We start from the raw sequence: 15,848 nt of genomic DNA on the forward strand, positions 1-15,848 counted from the left end.
ACTCGGCGCCGCGCAGCCGGGCCACCAGCTCGCGCCGGGCCGCGGCGACGGCCGTGCCGGCGGCCGCCATGGTGTCTTCCAGCGCGGCCAGCCAGGCCGGGTCGGGGCGGCCATCTTTCAGCAGCCGGTTGCGCTCGCGCATCGCCCGCTCATAGGCGGACAACTGGCCGGCATGGTCGGGGTGGAAGCCGAACACCAGCCGGTCGAGAAAGCGGCGGCGCTGGCTGGCGGCATCGCCGAACAGCCGGTCCATCTGCGGCGTCAGCCAGACCATCGGTGCCCGGGCGCCCAGCGCGGTCTGGCTCGGCGCGGTCCGGCCGTCGATCTGCACGGCGCGGCGGCCTTCGCCGGCCTCCAGGGCGGTGCCCAGCCGGATCTCGCCGGTCGGGGTCAGCATCTGCGCCGCCACGGCCCAGCCGGTGCCGGCCGCCGCCTGGCGGCGGGTCACGTCCAGCAACGGCGCCCGGCGCAGGCCGCGGCCCGGCGACAGGAAGGACACCGCCTCCAGCAGGTTGGTCTTGCCGGCGCCGTTCGGCCCTGTCAGCACCACGGGCCGGGGGTCCAGCTCGATCCGCAGCTGGCCATAGCAGCGGAACTCGGTCAGCGTCAGGCGCGTCACCGCGATCCGGGCGGGCGGCCCGGCCAGGGGAGGAACTGCGGGGATCGCCTGCTCCGATGCGGCGGCCTGCTCCGGCAAGGGGTCCTGGGACATATGGCTCAAGGCATCCGAAGCGGACGCTTCGCCCCCGTCATGCCCATGCGAAGCTTTGTGACGGCAATGCCGGTCAAACCCGCATCGGCATCAGCACATACAGGGCGCTGGAATCCGCGGTGTCGCGCACGATGGTGGGCGATCCGGCATCGGCCATGGCGAAGCGGGCGCCGTCGCCTTCGATCTGCTGGGTAATGTCCAGCAGGTAGCGGCTGTTGAAGCCGATCTCGATCTTCGCCGCCTCGTAGCTGACCTCGATCTCCTCGGTCGCGCTGCCCTGCTCGGCCGAACTGGCCGACAGCGTCAGCGACCCGTTCTCGATCGTCAACTTCACCGCCCGGCTCTTCTCGGTCGAGATGGTGGAGACGCGGTCGACCGCCTTGGCGAAGGCCTTGGCATCGACCTCGAGGATCTTGTCGTTGCCGCTCGGGATCACCCGCTCATATTCCGGGAAGGTGCCGTCGATCAGCTTCGAGGTCAGGACCACGCCGTCGCCGGCGGATCCCGCCAGGGTGAAGCGGGTTTTGGTCTCGGACAGCTGGACCTCGACCGTCTCGCCGCTCTCGTCCAGCAGCTTGCGCAGCTCCATCACCGTCTTGCGCGGCACGATCACGCCCGGGATGCCGTCGGCCCCGTCCGGCAGCGGCATCTCGATCCGGGCCAGGCGGTGGCCGTCGGTGGCGACGGCGCGCAGCACCGGCACGGATTCGGACATGGCCGCGTGCAGGTAGATGCCGTTCAGGTAGTAGCGCGTCTCTTCGGTCGAGATCGCGAATTTGGTCCGGTCGATCATCACCCGCAAATCGCCGGTGGCGATGGTGAAGCGGTGCGTCAGCTCGCCGCCCGACATGCTCGGGAAATCCTCGACCGGCAGGCAGCCGAGCCGGAAGTTCGAGCGGCCGGCGCGCAGCGTCAGCGAACCTCCATCCGGGTTGGTCTCGATCTCGACCTGGCTGCCGTCGGGCAGCTTGCGGACGATGTCGTACAGGGTGTGCGCCGGGGCGGTGGTGCCGCCCGGGGCCTGGATCTCGGCCGGCACGGATTCGACGATCTCGAGATCCATGTCGGTCGCGGTCAGGCGCAGCGCGCCGGATTCGGCGCGCAACAGGATATTGGACAGGATTGGGATGGTGTTGCGCCGCTCGACGACGCTCTGCACATGGCTCAGGCCCTTCAAAAGGGCGGCCCGCTCGATGATCAGCTTCATCCCGATTCCACTTCGACGATGCCGTCCGCCGGACAGATCGTCGGGACGGGCTTGCGCCCGGCCAACGCGGCGGGCGCGCACTATAACCGAAAGCCGACGGCGGTGGCGAGAGGCAGGCGCAGGGCCGGAGGCAATGTCGGTGAGATTTCCGGAAAGCCCTGCTGGCCGGGGGATCTCAGCCCGCGAACAGGGCCGGATTTGGTCAGCTAAACCTGCAGCATCCGGCGCAGCAGCTCGACATCCTCGGCGAAGGACCGGTCCTCGCTGCACAGCTCTTCGACCTTGCGCACGGCGTGCATCACCGTGGTGTGGTCGCGGCCGCCGAACTTGCGGCCGATTTCCGGCAGCGAGCGGGGGGTCAGCTGCTTCGACAGGTACATCGCCACCTGGCGCGGCCGGGCCACGGTGCGGGCGCGGCGGGCCGAATGCATGTCGGCGATCTTGATGTTGTAGTGCTCGGCGACCCGCTTCTGGATCTCGTCGATCGTCACGCGGCGGTCGGAGGCGCGCAGCAGGTCGTGCAGCAGCTCCTGCGTCGATTCGAGCGTGATCGGCCGGTGCACCAGCTCGGCATGGGCGGTGATGCGATTCAGCGCCCCCTCCAGCTCGCGCACGTTGGAGGTGATCTTGTGCGCCAGGAACTCCATCACCTTGGACGGGATGTCGACCCGGGCCGTCTCCGCCTTGGCCTGCAGGATGCCCAGGCGCAGCTCATAGGTGGTGGGGTGGATGTCGGCGACGAGGCCCCAGCCGAGGCGGGAGCGCAGCCGCTCCTCCATGCCTTCGAGGTCGGAGGGCGATTTGTCGGCCGAGATCACCACCTGGCGGTTCTGGTCCACCAGCGCGTTGAAGGTGTGGAAGAACTCTTCCTGGGTGGAATCCTTGCCAGAGATGAACTGCACGTCGTCGATCATCAGCACGTCGACCGACCGGAACAGCTCCTTGAAGGTCATCGTGTCCTTGAAGCGCAGGGCGCGGATGAACTGGTACATGAACTTTTCGGCGGACATGTACAGCACGCGCCGCTCCGGGTGCTTCACCCGGATGTGCCAGGCGATGGCATGCATCAGATGCGTCTTGCCGAGGCCGACGCCGCCATAGAGGAACAGCGGGTTGAAGGTGACGCTGTTCGCCTCCGCCACCCGGCGGGCGGCGGCATGGGCCAGCTCGTTCGGCTTGCCGACGACGAAATTGTCGAAGGTGAAGCGCTGGTCGAGGATGGCGCCGAATTCGATGACCGATTCGGGCGGCCGCTCCGGCATCGTCGACTCGGCGCGCGAGGCCGGGACGATCGCCGCCGGGGCAGGGGCTGCGGCCGCCACCACGGCCTTGGCGGCCAGCCGGTCCGGCACGACGATCACGTCGACGCTGTGGACGTCCGGATTCTCGGAGTGCCAGAGATTGCGGATGCGGTCGGCATAGTGGGCGGCGACCCAGTCGCGCATGAAACGGGTCGGGGCGGCGATGCGGACCTCGCCGCCATCGATGTCGACGACGACGACCGGGCGCAGCCAGCTTTTGAAGGCGCCTTCGCCCACCTCATCGCGCAACCGGGTGCAGACGCGGGCCCATTGTTGCTCGATCGATGCGATGACTCCCCCCATCGACGACATGCTGCCTTCCGACCCCTCCGACTACGTTCAGTCCCGTCTCGTGCCGATCCGAACCTTACCTATTCCCGACCGCAGCAGCACCAGATGCCCGGCGCGCGGCTGCCATGCCGATAAAACTCAAACTGTAATAATCATAGTATCACGCCAGAAGAGCAGGAACAATTCCTCGCAGCTATTGTTGAAGCCCGAGTGAAATTCGCTCAAAATATATGCAGTTGAATTTAAGGAACAATCTTATGCTTCTGCCAATCTTCGTAGTGAAGGCTGGTAGCCGATAAGTTGTTTCCTGAAACAGGCCCTCAACCTGCACCCCGGCAGGCGAACGGCGATCATATGCAGGGTGTGCGCGCACTGGCAACGGAACAAATCCGGACCATCTCAAAACGCAAAAAACGGTCTTGGATGCCGGTTGGTTGTGCCGCTCGCGCGATGCCTCAGAAACACGACGGCCGTTCCGCAGCTTCCGCCGCGGAACGGCCCGTCGGTGTCAGATGCTCAGAGAGCCTTGATGCGGCTGGACAGGCGCGACAGCTTGCGTGCGACAGTGTTCTTCTGCAGCACGCCCTTGGTGATGCCGCGATGCATCTCCGGCTGCGCTGCCTTGAACGCCTCGGCGGCGGCGGCCTTGTCACCGGTCTCGATCGCCGTCTCGACCTTCTTGACGAAGGTGCGGATGCGGCTCACGCGGTTGCGGTTGACCAGCGTGCGACGCTCGGTCTGACGGATGCGCTTCTCGGCGGACTTGTGGTTGGCCATTGTTGGTCCCAGTTCGGGCCAAGGAACGGCCCCAAGAAAATCGAGGGCGCTTATTAGTCTTTCGGCGCCCGGGCGTCAAGACGAGTCTCAACGCGCTGTGGGGGACACTGTCTCGGCCTTCCGGCCGGGCTTGGCAACCGATATCGGTTGTTCTATATTTGTTCTCATGCCGATCAAGCCCCCCGAGATCGATGAACTGGCGGACGAGCCGCGCAAGGGTCGCGGTGCGGTCAGCAACAAGTCCGGCCGCTACGAGGCCGAGTCCCGGCACCGGGTCGACGATGGCTGGGCGCAGGAGGAGGCGGAGGAGGATGTGCCGCCGCTGCGCACCCAGTTGCATGTCGATACCGCGCGCACGATCATCACCCGCAACGAGTCGCCGGATATCCTGTTCGACCGGTCGATCAACCCGTACCGGGGCTGCGAGCATGGCTGCATCTATTGCTTCGCGCGGCCGACGCATGCCTGGCTCGGCCTGTCGCCCGGCCTCGATTTCGAAACCCAGCTCTTCTACAAGCCGCACGCGCCCGAGCTGCTGGAGGCGGAGCTGCGGCGCCCGGGCTACAGCCCGGAGGTGATGGCGATGGGCACCAACACCGAACCGTACCAGCCGGTCGAGCGCGAGCTGAAGCTGACACGGCGGGTGATCGAGGTGCTGTCGCGGTTCAACCATCCGCTCGGCATCGTCACGAAGTCGGCACTGATTACCCGCGACATCGACCTCTTGGCGCCGATGGCGGCCCGGAACCTCGCCGGGGTCTGCATCTCGCTGTCGATGCTCGACCGCGACCTCGCCCGGTCGCTGGAGCCGCGGGCCGCCACTCCGCCGAAGCGCCTGGACACCATCCGGCGCCTGGCCGGGGCCGGCATCCCGGTCTCGGTTCTGACCTCACCGATCATCCCGGGCCTCAACGACCATGTGCTGGAGCAGGTGCTGGAGGCGGCGGTCGACGCCGGGGCGACGGCGGCGGGGTGGACCATGCTGCGGCTGCCGCTGGAGATCGCCGGCCTGTTCCAGGAATGGCTCGAGGCGCATGCGCCGGACCGGGCGAAGCGGGTGATGTCGCTGGTGCGTCAGACCCGTGGCGGCAAACTCTACAAATCCGGGTTCGGCGAGCGGATGCGCGGCGAGGGGCCGGTGGCGGAGATGGTCCGCGCCCGCTTCAACCATGCCGTCCGCCGCCTCGGCCTCGACCGCAGGCGCTGGACGCTCGACACCGGCCAGTTCGAAGTGCCGCCGCGGCCGGGCGACCAGATGCGGCTGTTCTGAGCTTGGCGCGCGGCGTTGTCGGCGCTAAGAGGTCGGCATGCCGGATTGGAGCCTTGAGATCGAATGCGGGGCGCCGTCCCGCCGGGTGGCGGGGCTGGACGAGGTCGGCCGGGGCCCGCTGGCCGGCCCGGTGCTGGCCGCCGCCGTGGTGCTGATCCGGCCGCTCGACCCCGATCTCGCCCTCCTGATCGACGACAGCAAGGTGCTGACAGCGCAGCGGCGCGAAGCGCTGGTGCCGCGCATCCGGGCGGTGGCACAGGTGGGGGTCGGCTGGGCCACGGTCGAGGAGATCGACCGAATCAACATCCTCCAGGCCAGCATGCTGGCGATGCAACGGGCGCTCGACGCCCTGCCCGAACGCCCGGAGATGGCGCTGGTCGACGGAAATCGTCTGCCGGCGAATCTGCCCTGCGACGGTCGCGCGGTGGTCGGCGGCGATGGCTTGTCACTGTCGATTGCGGCAGCGTCGATCATCGCAAAAGTTGTGCGTGACCACGAGATGTTGCGTCTCTCCACCCTCCATCCAGGCTATGGGTGGGAACGCAACGCCGGCTACGGCACGCGGGAGCATATCGCCGCCCTCGACCGGATCGGCATCTGCGGCCATCACCGGCGATCATTTGCACCGGTGTTTCAGCGACTCAGCGTAACCGTCTGATTCGAAGGGGGATTGACGCCGAGTCTGTGGCGAATCATCGTCGCAGCATGAGCGAATCACTTCAGACCCCCAGCCGGCTGCCGCCGGGCTGCCGCATCGTCCAGGACGACTGCATCTCGGCCATGCGGGCGCTGCCCGCCGGCTCGGTCGATTGCGTGTTCGCCGACCCGCCCTACAACTTGCAGTTGGGGGGCGAGCTGCGCCGGCCGGACGAAAGCCGGGTCGACGGCGTCGACGCGGAATGGGACAAGTTCAGCGATCTCGCCAGCTACGACCGCTTCACCCGCGACTGGCTGTCGGCGGCGCGCCATGCGCTGAAGGATGACGGCACGCTCTGGGTCATCGGCACGTATCACAACATCTTCCGGGTCGGATCCATCCTGCAGGATCTCGGCTTCTGGATCCTGAACGACATCGTCTGGCGCAAGGCCAACCCGATGCCGAATTTCCGCGGCACGCGCTTCACCAACGCGCATGAGACCCTGATCTGGGCCGCGAAGTCGCCGGACAGCCGCTACACCTTCAACTACGACGCGATGAAGGGGCTGAACGAGGAGCTGCAGATGCGCAGCGACTGGACGCTGCCGATCTGCAGCGGCGGCGAACGGTTGAAGATCGACGGCCGCAAGGCGCATCCGACGCAGAAGCCGGAAGCGCTGCTGTGGCGGGTCATCCTGTCCTCGACCCGGGCGGGGGAGACCATTCTCGACCCGTTCTTCGGCAGCGGCACCACCGGCGCCGTGGCCAAGCGGCTGGGCCGCAAGTTCATCGGGGTGGAGCGCGAGGACACCTATGCCCGCGTCGCCACCCAGCGCATCGCCGCGATCGAGACGCCGGCCGACCCGTCGCTGCTCGACACGCTGTCGAAGCGCCAGGCGCCGCGCGTGCCCTTCGGCTGGGTGGTCGAGCGCGGCATGCTGCGCCCGGGCGACCGGCTGTTCGACACCCAGCGCCGCTACGTCGCCAAGGTGCGCGCCGACGGCACGCTGATCGCCAGCAACAACCAGGGCGACCATGCCGGCTCGATCCACCGGGTCGGCGCCGCGTTGCAGGGCGCGCCGTCCTGCAACGGCTGGACGTTCTGGCACTACGAGGCGCAGCGGAACCACTTGGCGCCGATCGACCTCCTGCGCCAGAAGATCCGGGCCGAGATGGCGGTGCATTAAGCAGCCCGCAGGTTATTCCGCCAACCGGTTGTATTTCCTTAGGATATCCTGCAGCCGTCGATGCGGGATCGCATGCAGGGTGTTGCCGTCGCGGCCGGTCATGGTCTCGGCCGCGACCAGCGCGTTGACGATCGCCTCTTCGGTCGCCTGGGCCGTGGCCTCGATCAGCCCGTCCATGGTGTCGTTCGGCAGCAGATCGATGGCTCGCGTCTCCTTGCGGCTGAAAGCGCCGGGGTTGGCGGTGGAGAAGGCGATGAAGATGTCGCCGCTGCCATTGGCGCCATAGCCGCCGGTGCGGGCGATGCCGATCGGCGCGCGCCGGGCCAGGCGCTTCAACTGGTGCGGCAGCAGCGGCGCGTCGGTGGCGATGACCACGATGATCGACCCGGTGTCGCGATCCCAGGACAGGTCGGGCAGAAGGTCCGGGATCTCGCGCCCGACCGGGACGCCCGCGATCATCAGGTTGCGGCGGCGGCCGAAATTGCCCTGCACCAGCACGCCGACGGTGTGCCCGCCCTCCTCGGGTGACAGCTGACGCGAGGCCGTGCCGGTGCCGCCCTTGAATCCAAACAGATTCATGCCGGTGCCGCCGCCGACATTGCCCTCGGCCACCGTGCCCGGCCGGGCACCGTCCAGCGCTTCGAACGCGTGCTGCGATTTGACGTGGAAGCCGTTGATGTCGTTCAGAGTCCCGTCCCAGGTCTCGCCCACCACCGGCAGGCACCAGTAGAGGTCGTGGCTCAGCGGCGCGACCAGGCCGTGCCGGCCCTGCCACTCCGCCACGGCGTCGCGCACCGTGCCGACGCTGTGGCTGTTGGTGATCATGACGGGGCCTTCGAGGAAGCCCGATTCCTCGATCCAATGCGTGCCGGTCAGCTCGCCATTGCCGTTCAGCGTGGCGGTGCCGGCGAAGACCGGGTCGAACACCCGGCCGCGCGGCAGGATGGCGGTGACGCCGGTCCGCACCGGGCCGCGCCCGACCTCCAGCTTGCCCTCACCGGTGATGATGGTGGCGGTGCCGATCTCGATGCCGGCGATGTCGGTGATGGCGTTCAGCGGGCCGGGTGTGCCGTCGAAGGGAATGCCCAAATCCCGGGCTCTCGGTTTGTGCGTCATGATCGCCTGCTGTCGGTGACTCCGGCCAACGGGCTAGCGCGGCCGTGTCGGGCTGTCCATGCCGCCCGGTTTTGCCAGGTGGCTTTTGCCGCTATGCTGGCGACGCACTGAGAAGGAGAGGCCCTGATGGATCGCAAGACGGAACGGCACGCCACCCGCCCCGTCCCACAGCATCCGTCGAGCCCCCATGCCCATTCTCGCTGCCGAGTCGCTCTTCCACCACACGCCTGATCACCGCCCGCTGTTCGAAGGCCTTACGCTCGCCTTCGGGGCGGAGCGCAGCGGACTCGTCGGCCGCAACGGCGCCGGCAAATCGACGCTGCTGCGGCTGCTGCTGGGCGAGATCGCGCCGCAGGGCGGCCATGTCAGCCGCAGCGGCCGCATCGGCCACCTGCCGCAGAGCGTGCAACTCACCTCAGGGATGACCGCCGCCGACGCGCTCGGCATCGCCCCGGCCCTGGCCCGGCTCGACCGGCTGCTGGCGGGGCAGGGGGACGAAGCCGATCTCGCAGCCGCCGACTGGACGGTGGAGGCGCGGGCGGCCGTGGCGCTGCCCCGGCTCGGCCTGCCCGCCGATCTCGACCTGCGCCGGCCGCTCGGCACCCTGAGTGGCGGCGAGGCGACGCGGCTGGCCCTGGCCGGGCTGCTGGTCGACCCGCCCGACATGCTGGTGCTGGACGAGCCGACCAACAACCTCGACGCCGCCGGGCGCGCGGCGATCTGCGCGCTGCTGGAAAGCTGGCGCGGCGGCGCCGTCGTGGTCAGCCACGACCGCGAGGTGCTGCGCCGGATGGACCGGATCGTCGAGCTGTCCGGCCTCGGCGCCCGAATCTATGGCGGCAACTGGGACGCCTACCGGGCCCAGCGCCAGGCCGAGGCCGAGGCGGCGCGCCACACCCTAGCGCATGCGGAGCAGGAGGCGGCACGCGTGGCCCGCGACCGGCAGGCGGCGCTGGAGCGCAAGGCCCGCAGCGATTCGCGCGGCCGCAAATCCCGTGCCCATGCCGGCCAGCCCAAGATCATGCTGGATTTCCTCAAGGAGAAGGCCGGGCAGAGCCAGGCGCGGCAGGGTGTCCTGCAGGACCGCCGGCAGGGGGCGGCCGAGGCGGCGCTGGCCGAGGCGCGCGCCGCGGTCGAACGGCTCGCCTCGCTCGACGTCGCCGTGCCGCCGAGCGGTCTGGCCGCCGGCACAATGGTGCTCGGCTTCGAGCATGTCTCGTGGACACCGCCGGGCGCCGCGCGGCCGGTGCTGGACGATATCAGCTTTACCCTGACCGGGCCGGAGCGGGTGGCGGTAACCGGGCCGAACGGGGCCGGCAAGTCGACGCTGCTGCGCCTCGCTGCTGGCGAATTGGCGACCGATGCCGGCCGGATCCGCCGGTTCGACGGCGGCATCGCCATGCTCGACCAGCGGGCCGGCGGGATGCGGCCCGATCGCACCATCCTGGAGAACTTCCGGGCGATGCATCCGGCGGCGACCGAGAACGCCTGCCGGGCGGCCCTGGCCCGGTTCCTGTTCCGGGCCGATGCCGCGCTGCGGGGGGTGGCGGGCCTCAGCGGCGGCGAGACGCTGCGGGCGGCGCTGGCCTGCGTGCTGGGTGGCCCAACCCCGCCGCGACTGCTGATCCTGGACGAGCCGACCAACCATCTCGACCTCGACTCGATCGCGGCGACCGAACAGGCCGTGGCGGGCTATGACGGGGCGCTGCTGGTCGCCAGCCACGACCCGGACTTTCTCGAGGCGATCGGCATCGGCCGGGTTCTGGAGTTGTCGGGGCGGTAGCAGGGTGGTTGGGTTCGCTTCAGCGAATCCAACGGGTGGTAGAAACGAAAAAGCGGGCCCGAAGGCCCGCTTTCCCCGCACGTGCTGCTGGAGGTGGAGGTTAGTCCAGGCCTTCGAACAGCGCGGTCGAGAGGTAACGCTCGGCGATCGAGGGGATGATCACGACGATCTGCTTGCCCTCGTTCTCAGGCCGCTGGCCGACCTCCAGCGCCGCGGCCAGCGCCGCGCCGGAGGAGATGCCGGCCGGCAGGCCTTCCAGCTTGGCCGCCTGGCGGGCGGTCTGGAAGGCGCGCTCGTTCGAGATGCGCACGACCTCGTCGATGATCTTGGTGTTCAGCACGCCGGGCACGAAGCCGGCGCCGATACCCTGGATCTTGTGCGGGCCGGGGTTGCCGCCGGACAGCACCGGGCTGTCCTCCGGCTCGACCGCGATCGCCTTGAAGGACGGCTTGCGCTGCTTCAGCACCTCGGCGACGCCGGTGATGGTACCGCCGGTGCCGACGCCCGAGATCAGGATGTCGACGCCGCCCTTGGTGTCGTTCCAGATTTCCTCGGCCGTGGTCCTGCGGTGGACCTCAGGGTTGGCCGGGTTCTCGAACTGCTGCGGGATGATCGCGTTCGGAATGGTCTGGACCAGCTCCTCGGCCTTGGCGATCGCGCCCTTCATGCCCTTCGGGCCTTCGGTCAGGTGCAATTCGGCGCCCAGGAACTTCAGCATCTTGCGCCGCTCGACCGACATGGTCTCGGGCATGGTCAGGATCAGGCGGTAGCCCTTGGCGGCGGCGACGAAGGCCAGCGCGATGCCGGTGTTGCCCGAGGTCGGCTCGATCAGCGTGCTGACGCCCGGCTTGATCTTGCCCGATGCCTCCAGCGCCTCGATCAGCGCCAGGCCGATGCGGTCCTTCACGCTCGACAGCGGGTTGAAGAACTCCAGCTTCGCCAGGATGTCGGCCTTGGCGCCATGGGCCTCGGCCAGCTTCTTCACCCGCACCAGCGGCGTCCCCCCGATGGTCTCGAGGATCGAGTCGTAGATCTTGCCCCGGAACTCGGCCTGGGGCTCGGTCTTGCCGGTGTTGGAGGATGACATAACTACTCTCCCAGGGCGTTAAATTGGTTGTTCAACATTTATACGCGGCGGGACTGGTGAAGGCCAGCCGCTCAGATCGAGAAGTCGACAGGTGCGGCGCGTTCACGCGGGATGCCTTTTTCCCGGGCATTGTTGCACAGGCCCTCGATGGTCAGGGCGTCCAGCTTGCGCACCGCCTCTTCCTGCAGCTCGCCCCACAGCGGCCGGACGATCTCCTGCCCCAGGCGCGAACCGGGGGGCAGCGCGTCCTCTTCCTCGGCCGCGGTCTCCAGCGACCGGATCGCACGCACGATCTCGCCGATGGTGATGCGGCGCCGTTCGCGCGCCAGGCGATAGCCGCCACGCGGCCCGCGCACCCCGGTCAGGATGTCGACCCGCACCAGCTGCTGCAGCACCTGCTCCAGGTATCGCCGCGGAATGCCCTGGCGCTTGGTGATCTCGGCGCTCTGCACCGGCGTGTCGACCGCGTTGTAGGCGCTGTCCAGCACCGCCTCGATCGCGAACAGCATCTTCTTCGGCAGTCGGAACATTCTTCAGGCTCCCGTTCCGGTGGATCCATAACCGCCCGTACCGCGGGCGGTGGTGTCGAGGCTTGCGCGTTCGTCCCAGGCGATGGTCGCGTGGCGGGCCACGACCATCTGGGCGATGCGCATGCCGCGGGTGATGGCGACGGGTTCGTCGCCATGGTTGATCAGCACCACGCCGATCTCGCCGCGATAGTCGGAATCGACCGTCCCCGGCGCGTTGACGATGGTGATGCCGTGCTTCAGGGCCAAGCCCGAGCGGGGGCGCACCTGTGCCTCATGGCCCGGCGGCAGGGCGATGGCGATGCCGGTCGGGATCAGCACCCGGCGGCCCGGCGCCAGCGTCACCGGCTCCGCCACGGCGGCCAGCAGGTCCAGCCCGGCCGATCCTGTCGTGGCATAGGCGGGCAGGGGCAGGTCGGCGCCATGCGGCAGGCGGGTGATCGAGACGGAAATCGCGTCGGTCATCGGCTGAGGATCAGTCCTTGTGAAAGTGCCGGGCGATCGCGACGGCCAGGCGGGTGCCGATATCGGCCTTGCTCAGCCGCGGCCAGGTCCGGGCGCTGTCGGCCGTGATCAGGTGGAGGATGTTGCTGTCGCCGCCGAAGGCCTGGGTGCCGGGCGACACGTCATTGGCCAGGATCCAGTCGCAGCCCTTGCGGGCGCGCTTGGCCTGGGCGTGGGCCACCACGTCCTCGGTCTCGGCGGCGAAGCCGACCACCAGGGCCGGGCGGTCCGGCCCCGCGGCGCTCAGCGTCGCCAGGATGTCAGGGTTCTCCGCCAAGGTCAGGGCGGGTGGGCCGCCGCTGCCCTTCTTGATCTTCTGGCCGAATGGGGCCGCGACCCGCCAGTCGGCGACCGCCGCGGCACAGACCGCGATATCGGCCGGCAGGGCGGCGCGGCAGGCGGCCAGCATCTCGGCGGCGGTCTCGATCCGCACCACGGTGACGCCCGGGGGCACGGGCTCATGCGTCGGGCCGGTCACCAATGTCACCCGAGCGCCGGCCTGCAGCAGCGCGGCGGCGATGGCGTGGCCCTGCTTGCCGGAGGAACGGTTTGCGATGTAGCGCACCGGGTCGATCGGCTCATGCGTCGGGCCGCTGGTCACCACGGCGTGGCGGCCGTGCAAGGGACCCTGCGTGCCCGATTGGGCGATGCCATCGAAATAGGCCTCGACCGCGGCGACGATCTCCAACGGCTCGGCCATGCGGCCGAAGCCGTATTCGCCGCAGGCCATGTCGCCCTCGTTCGGGCCGACCGCCCGTACGCCGCGGCGCTGCAGCAGCGCCAGGTTGTCCCGCGTCGCCGGATGATCCCACATCCGGACATTCATCGCCGGGGCCACCAGCACCGGCTTGTCGGTGGCCAGGATGGCGGTGGTCGCCAGATCGTCGGCCAGCCCGCCGGCCATCCGCGCCAGGATGTTGGCGGTGGCCGGGGCCACCACCAGCAGGTCGGCGTCGCGCGACAGCTGGATGTGGCCCATCTCCGATTCGTCGGTCAGCGAGAACAGCGCGCCATAGACCTTGTCCTCGGTCAGGGCGGCGACGGCGAGGGGCGTCACGAACTCCGTCGCCGCCTCGGTCAGGATGCAGCGCACCCGGGCGCCGCGTTCCCGCAGGCGCCGGATCAGGTCCAGCGACTTGTAGGCGGCGATGCCGCCGGCCACGATCAGCAGGATGCGGCGGTCGCGAAGCGTCAGCGTCACGGCAGGTCCCCGAGGACATCGCAGGGCGAATTACATCGCATGGATGTTCTTTAGGGCGGCCGGAGCGTTTCGGCAAGCCTTACGAATGCTATTTGCGACGAAATGCCCGGATGCGACGGTGGAATCGGGTCTGGCGATGCCTGCTCAGATCCGCCAGCCGGTGTGGATCGCGGCGATGCCGGCCGACAGGTTGGTCCAGCGCACCCGCTCCAGCCCTGCCGCCTCGATCCGCTCGGCCAGGCTCGGCTGGTCGGGGAAGCGGCGGATGCTCTCGACGAGGTAGCGGTAGCTGTCCTCGTCCTTGGCCACCACCTTGCCCATGCGTGGGATCACGGTGCGGGAATACAGGTCGTAGGCCCGGTCGAGGCCAGGCAGCACCACCTTGCTGAACTCCAGGCAGAAGAACCGGCCGCCGGGCTTCAGCACGCGCCGCGCCTCGCGCAGCGCGTCGTCGATCCGCGTCACGTTCCGCAGGCCGAAGGAGATGGTGTAGACGTCGACCGACCGGTCGGCGACCGGCAGCGATTCGGCATTGCCGACCATGTGCAGGATCGGCCCGACCCGGCCGTGGTCGATCGCCCGGTCGCGGCCGACCGCGACCATGCCCTCGGTCAGGTCGCAGATGATGGCGCGGGCACCCCGGCCTTTGCTGTCCACCCCGGCGCGGTCGAGGAAGCGGAAGGCGATGTCGCCGGTGCCGCCGGCCACGTCCAGCAGCGTCTCCCCGGCATGCGGCCGGATCGAATCGATCAGCCGGGCCTTCCACAGCCGGTGGATGCCGCCGCTCATCAGGTCGTTCATCAGGTCGTAGCGGCGGGCGACGCTGCTGAACACGCCATGGACGCGTTCGGTCTTCTCCGTCGGGTCGACTTCGGTGTCGCCGAACCAGCGGGACTCAGGATTGCGGTGGGAGGAGGTGTCGCTCATGGCCGGACCATAGCGTCCGGCGGCGGGTCGTGCCAGTGTGCCCGGCATGCCCGAGCTTCCTGAAGTCGAGACCGTTCGCCGCGGTCTGGTGCCCGTCCTGGAAGGCCAGATCCTGGCCCGCGTCGAACAGCGCCGCCCCGACCTGCGCTTCCCGCTGCCCGAACGCATGGTCGAGCGGCTGACCGGCCGCCGCATCGTGCGCCTGGACCGCCGTGCCAAATACCTGCTGATCCACCTGGATGACGGCATGGTGTTGCTGATCCATCTCGGCATGTCCGGCCGGATGATGGTCAGCCAGGGCCGGCCGGCCGTCGACAGCCCGCACGACCATGTGGTGTTCGAGACGGAATCGGGGGCGGTCGTCACCTTCAACGACACCCGCCGCTTCGGCATGATGGACTTGGTCAGCCAGAACGCGCTGCACACCCACAGATCGCTGGAGTCGCTGGGGCCGGAACCGCTGTCGGACGAATTCGACGCCGCCTATCTCGACCAGGTGCTGTCGCGCAAGATCACGCCGATCAAGGCGGCGCTGCTGGACCAGCGCGTCGTCGCCGGCCTGGGCAATATCTATGTTTGCGAGGCGCTGTGGGCGGCACGGATCTCGCCCAGCCGGGTCGCGGCCTCGGTCGCCGGCGTCAGGTCGGCCCGGCTGGTGCCGGAGATCAAGGCGGTGCTGGAGCGGGCGATCACGGCCGGCGGCTCGTCCCTGCGCGACTATGTCCAGGTCGATGGCGAGCTCGGCTATTTCCAGCATTCCTGGTCGGTCTATGGCCGTGAGGGCGAAGCCTGCCGCACCCCCAGATGCCGGGGCACGGTCGAGCGCGTGGTCCAGTCCGGCCGCAGCACCTTCTTCTGCCCGGTCTGCCAGCGCTGACCCGGCATCCCGTCCATCCGCAGAGCGAAACGCGAGGGAGCGTTCCATGACCGCCAGCTACGAAACCATCCTGGTCGAGACCCGGGGCCGGGTCGGCCTGATCACCCTGAACCGGCCGCAGGCGCTGAACGCGCTGAACGACGCGATCTTCCGGGACCTAGCCCAGGCGCTCGACGTGTTCGCCTCGGATGACGGCATCGGCGCCGTGGTCCTGACCGGCTCGGCCAAGGCCTTCGCCGCCGGCGCCGACATCAAGGAGATGGCGTCGAAGGACTTCATCGCCGCCTACACCGGCAACCTGATCGAGAACTGGACCTGCATCAGCCGGTTCCGCAAGCCGATCGTCGCGGCGGTCGCCGGCTACGCCCTGGGCGGCGGCTGCGAGATCGCGATGATGTGCGACTTCATCATCGCCGCCGACACCGCCAAATTCGGCCAGCCGGA

General features: G+C 68.8%; 16 protein-coding genes. 6 read left to right on the forward strand and 10 right to left on the reverse strand.

Going from position 1 to position 15,848, the window contains the following annotated elements:
- The 4 genes from AC3XYG_RS39015 to rpsT form a co-directional block, all read right to left on the reverse strand.
- The coding region (locus tag AC3XYG_RS39015; protein WP_489145293.1) for an AAA family ATPase at nt 1-712 on the reverse strand (712 nt) is incomplete at its 3' end.
- Between the two features lie 73 nt (nt 713-785).
- On the reverse strand, nt 786-1,919 hold the full coding sequence (gene dnaN / locus AC3XYG_RS39020; protein WP_489145294.1) for a DNA polymerase III subunit beta: 1,134 nt from the start codon (nt 1,917-1,919) through the stop codon (nt 786-788).
- Between the two features lie 206 nt (nt 1,920-2,125).
- Entirely contained in the window at nt 2,126-3,532 is a 1,407-nt protein-coding gene (gene dnaA, locus AC3XYG_RS39025) for a chromosomal replication initiator protein DnaA (protein WP_489145295.1), read from the reverse strand.
- A 495-nt stretch (nt 3,533-4,027) separates the two neighbouring features.
- The gene (rpsT, locus tag AC3XYG_RS39030; protein WP_489145296.1) at nt 4,028-4,288 is read right to left on the reverse strand and encodes a 30S ribosomal protein S20; all 261 of its coding nucleotides are present in this window, start codon (nt 4,286-4,288) and stop codon (nt 4,028-4,030) included.
- A 166-nt stretch (nt 4,289-4,454) separates the two neighbouring features.
- Between rpsT and AC3XYG_RS39035 the strand changes: the two genes are divergently transcribed.
- The 3 genes from AC3XYG_RS39035 to AC3XYG_RS39045 are packed head-to-tail and all read left to right on the forward strand — an operon-like array spanning nt 4,455 to nt 7,382.
- Complete coding sequence (locus AC3XYG_RS39035; RefSeq protein ID WP_489145297.1) at nt 4,455-5,558, forward strand: PA0069 family radical SAM protein; 1,104 nt, start codon at nt 4,455-4,457, stop codon at nt 5,556-5,558.
- A 37-nt stretch (nt 5,559-5,595) separates the two neighbouring features.
- Nucleotides 5,596-6,216 (forward strand): ribonuclease HII, encoded by a 621-nt coding sequence (gene rnhB / locus AC3XYG_RS39040; RefSeq protein WP_489145298.1) that lies wholly within the window; start codon nt 5,596-5,598, stop codon nt 6,214-6,216.
- A 47-nt stretch (nt 6,217-6,263) separates the two neighbouring features.
- Nucleotides 6,264-7,382: a site-specific DNA-methyltransferase gene (locus tag AC3XYG_RS39045; protein WP_489145299.1), complete on the forward strand. Its 1,119-nt coding sequence runs from the start codon at nt 6,264-6,266 to the stop codon at nt 7,380-7,382.
- A gap of 12 nt (nt 7,383-7,394) precedes the next feature.
- Here AC3XYG_RS39045 and AC3XYG_RS39050 read toward each other — a convergent pair whose 3' ends face one another.
- Nucleotides 7,395-8,498: a DmpA family aminopeptidase gene (locus AC3XYG_RS39050; protein WP_489145300.1), complete on the reverse strand. Its 1,104-nt coding sequence runs from the start codon at nt 8,496-8,498 to the stop codon at nt 7,395-7,397.
- 187 nt (nt 8,499-8,685) lie between these two features.
- On the opposite strand from AC3XYG_RS39050, the gene AC3XYG_RS39055 reads away from it, so the two are divergent.
- Nucleotides 8,686-10,281: an ABC-F family ATP-binding cassette domain-containing protein gene (locus AC3XYG_RS39055; protein WP_489145301.1), complete on the forward strand. Its 1,596-nt coding sequence runs from the start codon at nt 8,686-8,688 to the stop codon at nt 10,279-10,281.
- A gap of 100 nt (nt 10,282-10,381) precedes the next feature.
- Here AC3XYG_RS39055 and cysK read toward each other — a convergent pair whose 3' ends face one another.
- The 5 genes from cysK to AC3XYG_RS39080 form a co-directional block, all read right to left on the reverse strand.
- Nucleotides 10,382-11,368 carry a cysteine synthase A gene (gene cysK / locus AC3XYG_RS39060; protein WP_489145302.1) on the reverse strand — a complete coding sequence of 329 codons (987 nt, stop codon included), beginning with the start codon at nt 11,366-11,368 and terminating at the stop codon, nt 10,382-10,384.
- 71 nt (nt 11,369-11,439) lie between these two features.
- Nucleotides 11,440-11,898, reverse strand: a complete 459-nt coding sequence (locus AC3XYG_RS39065; protein ID WP_489145303.1) for an RrF2 family transcriptional regulator — start codon at nt 11,896-11,898, stop codon at nt 11,440-11,442.
- 3 nt (nt 11,899-11,901) lie between these two features.
- Nucleotides 11,902-12,360, reverse strand: a complete 459-nt coding sequence (gene dut / locus AC3XYG_RS39070; protein ID WP_489145304.1) for a dUTP diphosphatase — start codon at nt 12,358-12,360, stop codon at nt 11,902-11,904.
- A gap of 10 nt (nt 12,361-12,370) precedes the next feature.
- Nucleotides 12,371-13,600 carry a bifunctional phosphopantothenoylcysteine decarboxylase/phosphopantothenate--cysteine ligase CoaBC gene (coaBC, locus tag AC3XYG_RS39075; RefSeq protein WP_489145305.1) on the reverse strand — a complete coding sequence of 410 codons (1,230 nt, stop codon included), beginning with the start codon at nt 13,598-13,600 and terminating at the stop codon, nt 12,371-12,373.
- A 144-nt stretch (nt 13,601-13,744) separates the two neighbouring features.
- Nucleotides 13,745-14,527: a class I SAM-dependent methyltransferase gene (locus AC3XYG_RS39080; protein ID WP_489145308.1), complete on the reverse strand. Its 783-nt coding sequence runs from the start codon at nt 14,525-14,527 to the stop codon at nt 13,745-13,747.
- Nucleotides 14,528-14,573: 46 nt separating this feature from the next.
- On the opposite strand from AC3XYG_RS39080, the gene mutM reads away from it, so the two are divergent.
- Entirely contained in the window at nt 14,574-15,404 is an 831-nt protein-coding gene (gene mutM / locus AC3XYG_RS39085) for a bifunctional DNA-formamidopyrimidine glycosylase/DNA-(apurinic or apyrimidinic site) lyase (protein ID WP_489145306.1), read from the forward strand.
- 46 nt (nt 15,405-15,450) lie between these two features.
- On the forward strand, nt 15,451-15,848 hold a 398-nt coding region (locus AC3XYG_RS39090; protein WP_489145307.1), incomplete at its 3' end, for an enoyl-CoA hydratase-related protein.

The sequence above is a fragment of the Inquilinus sp. genome (assembly GCF_057815775.1).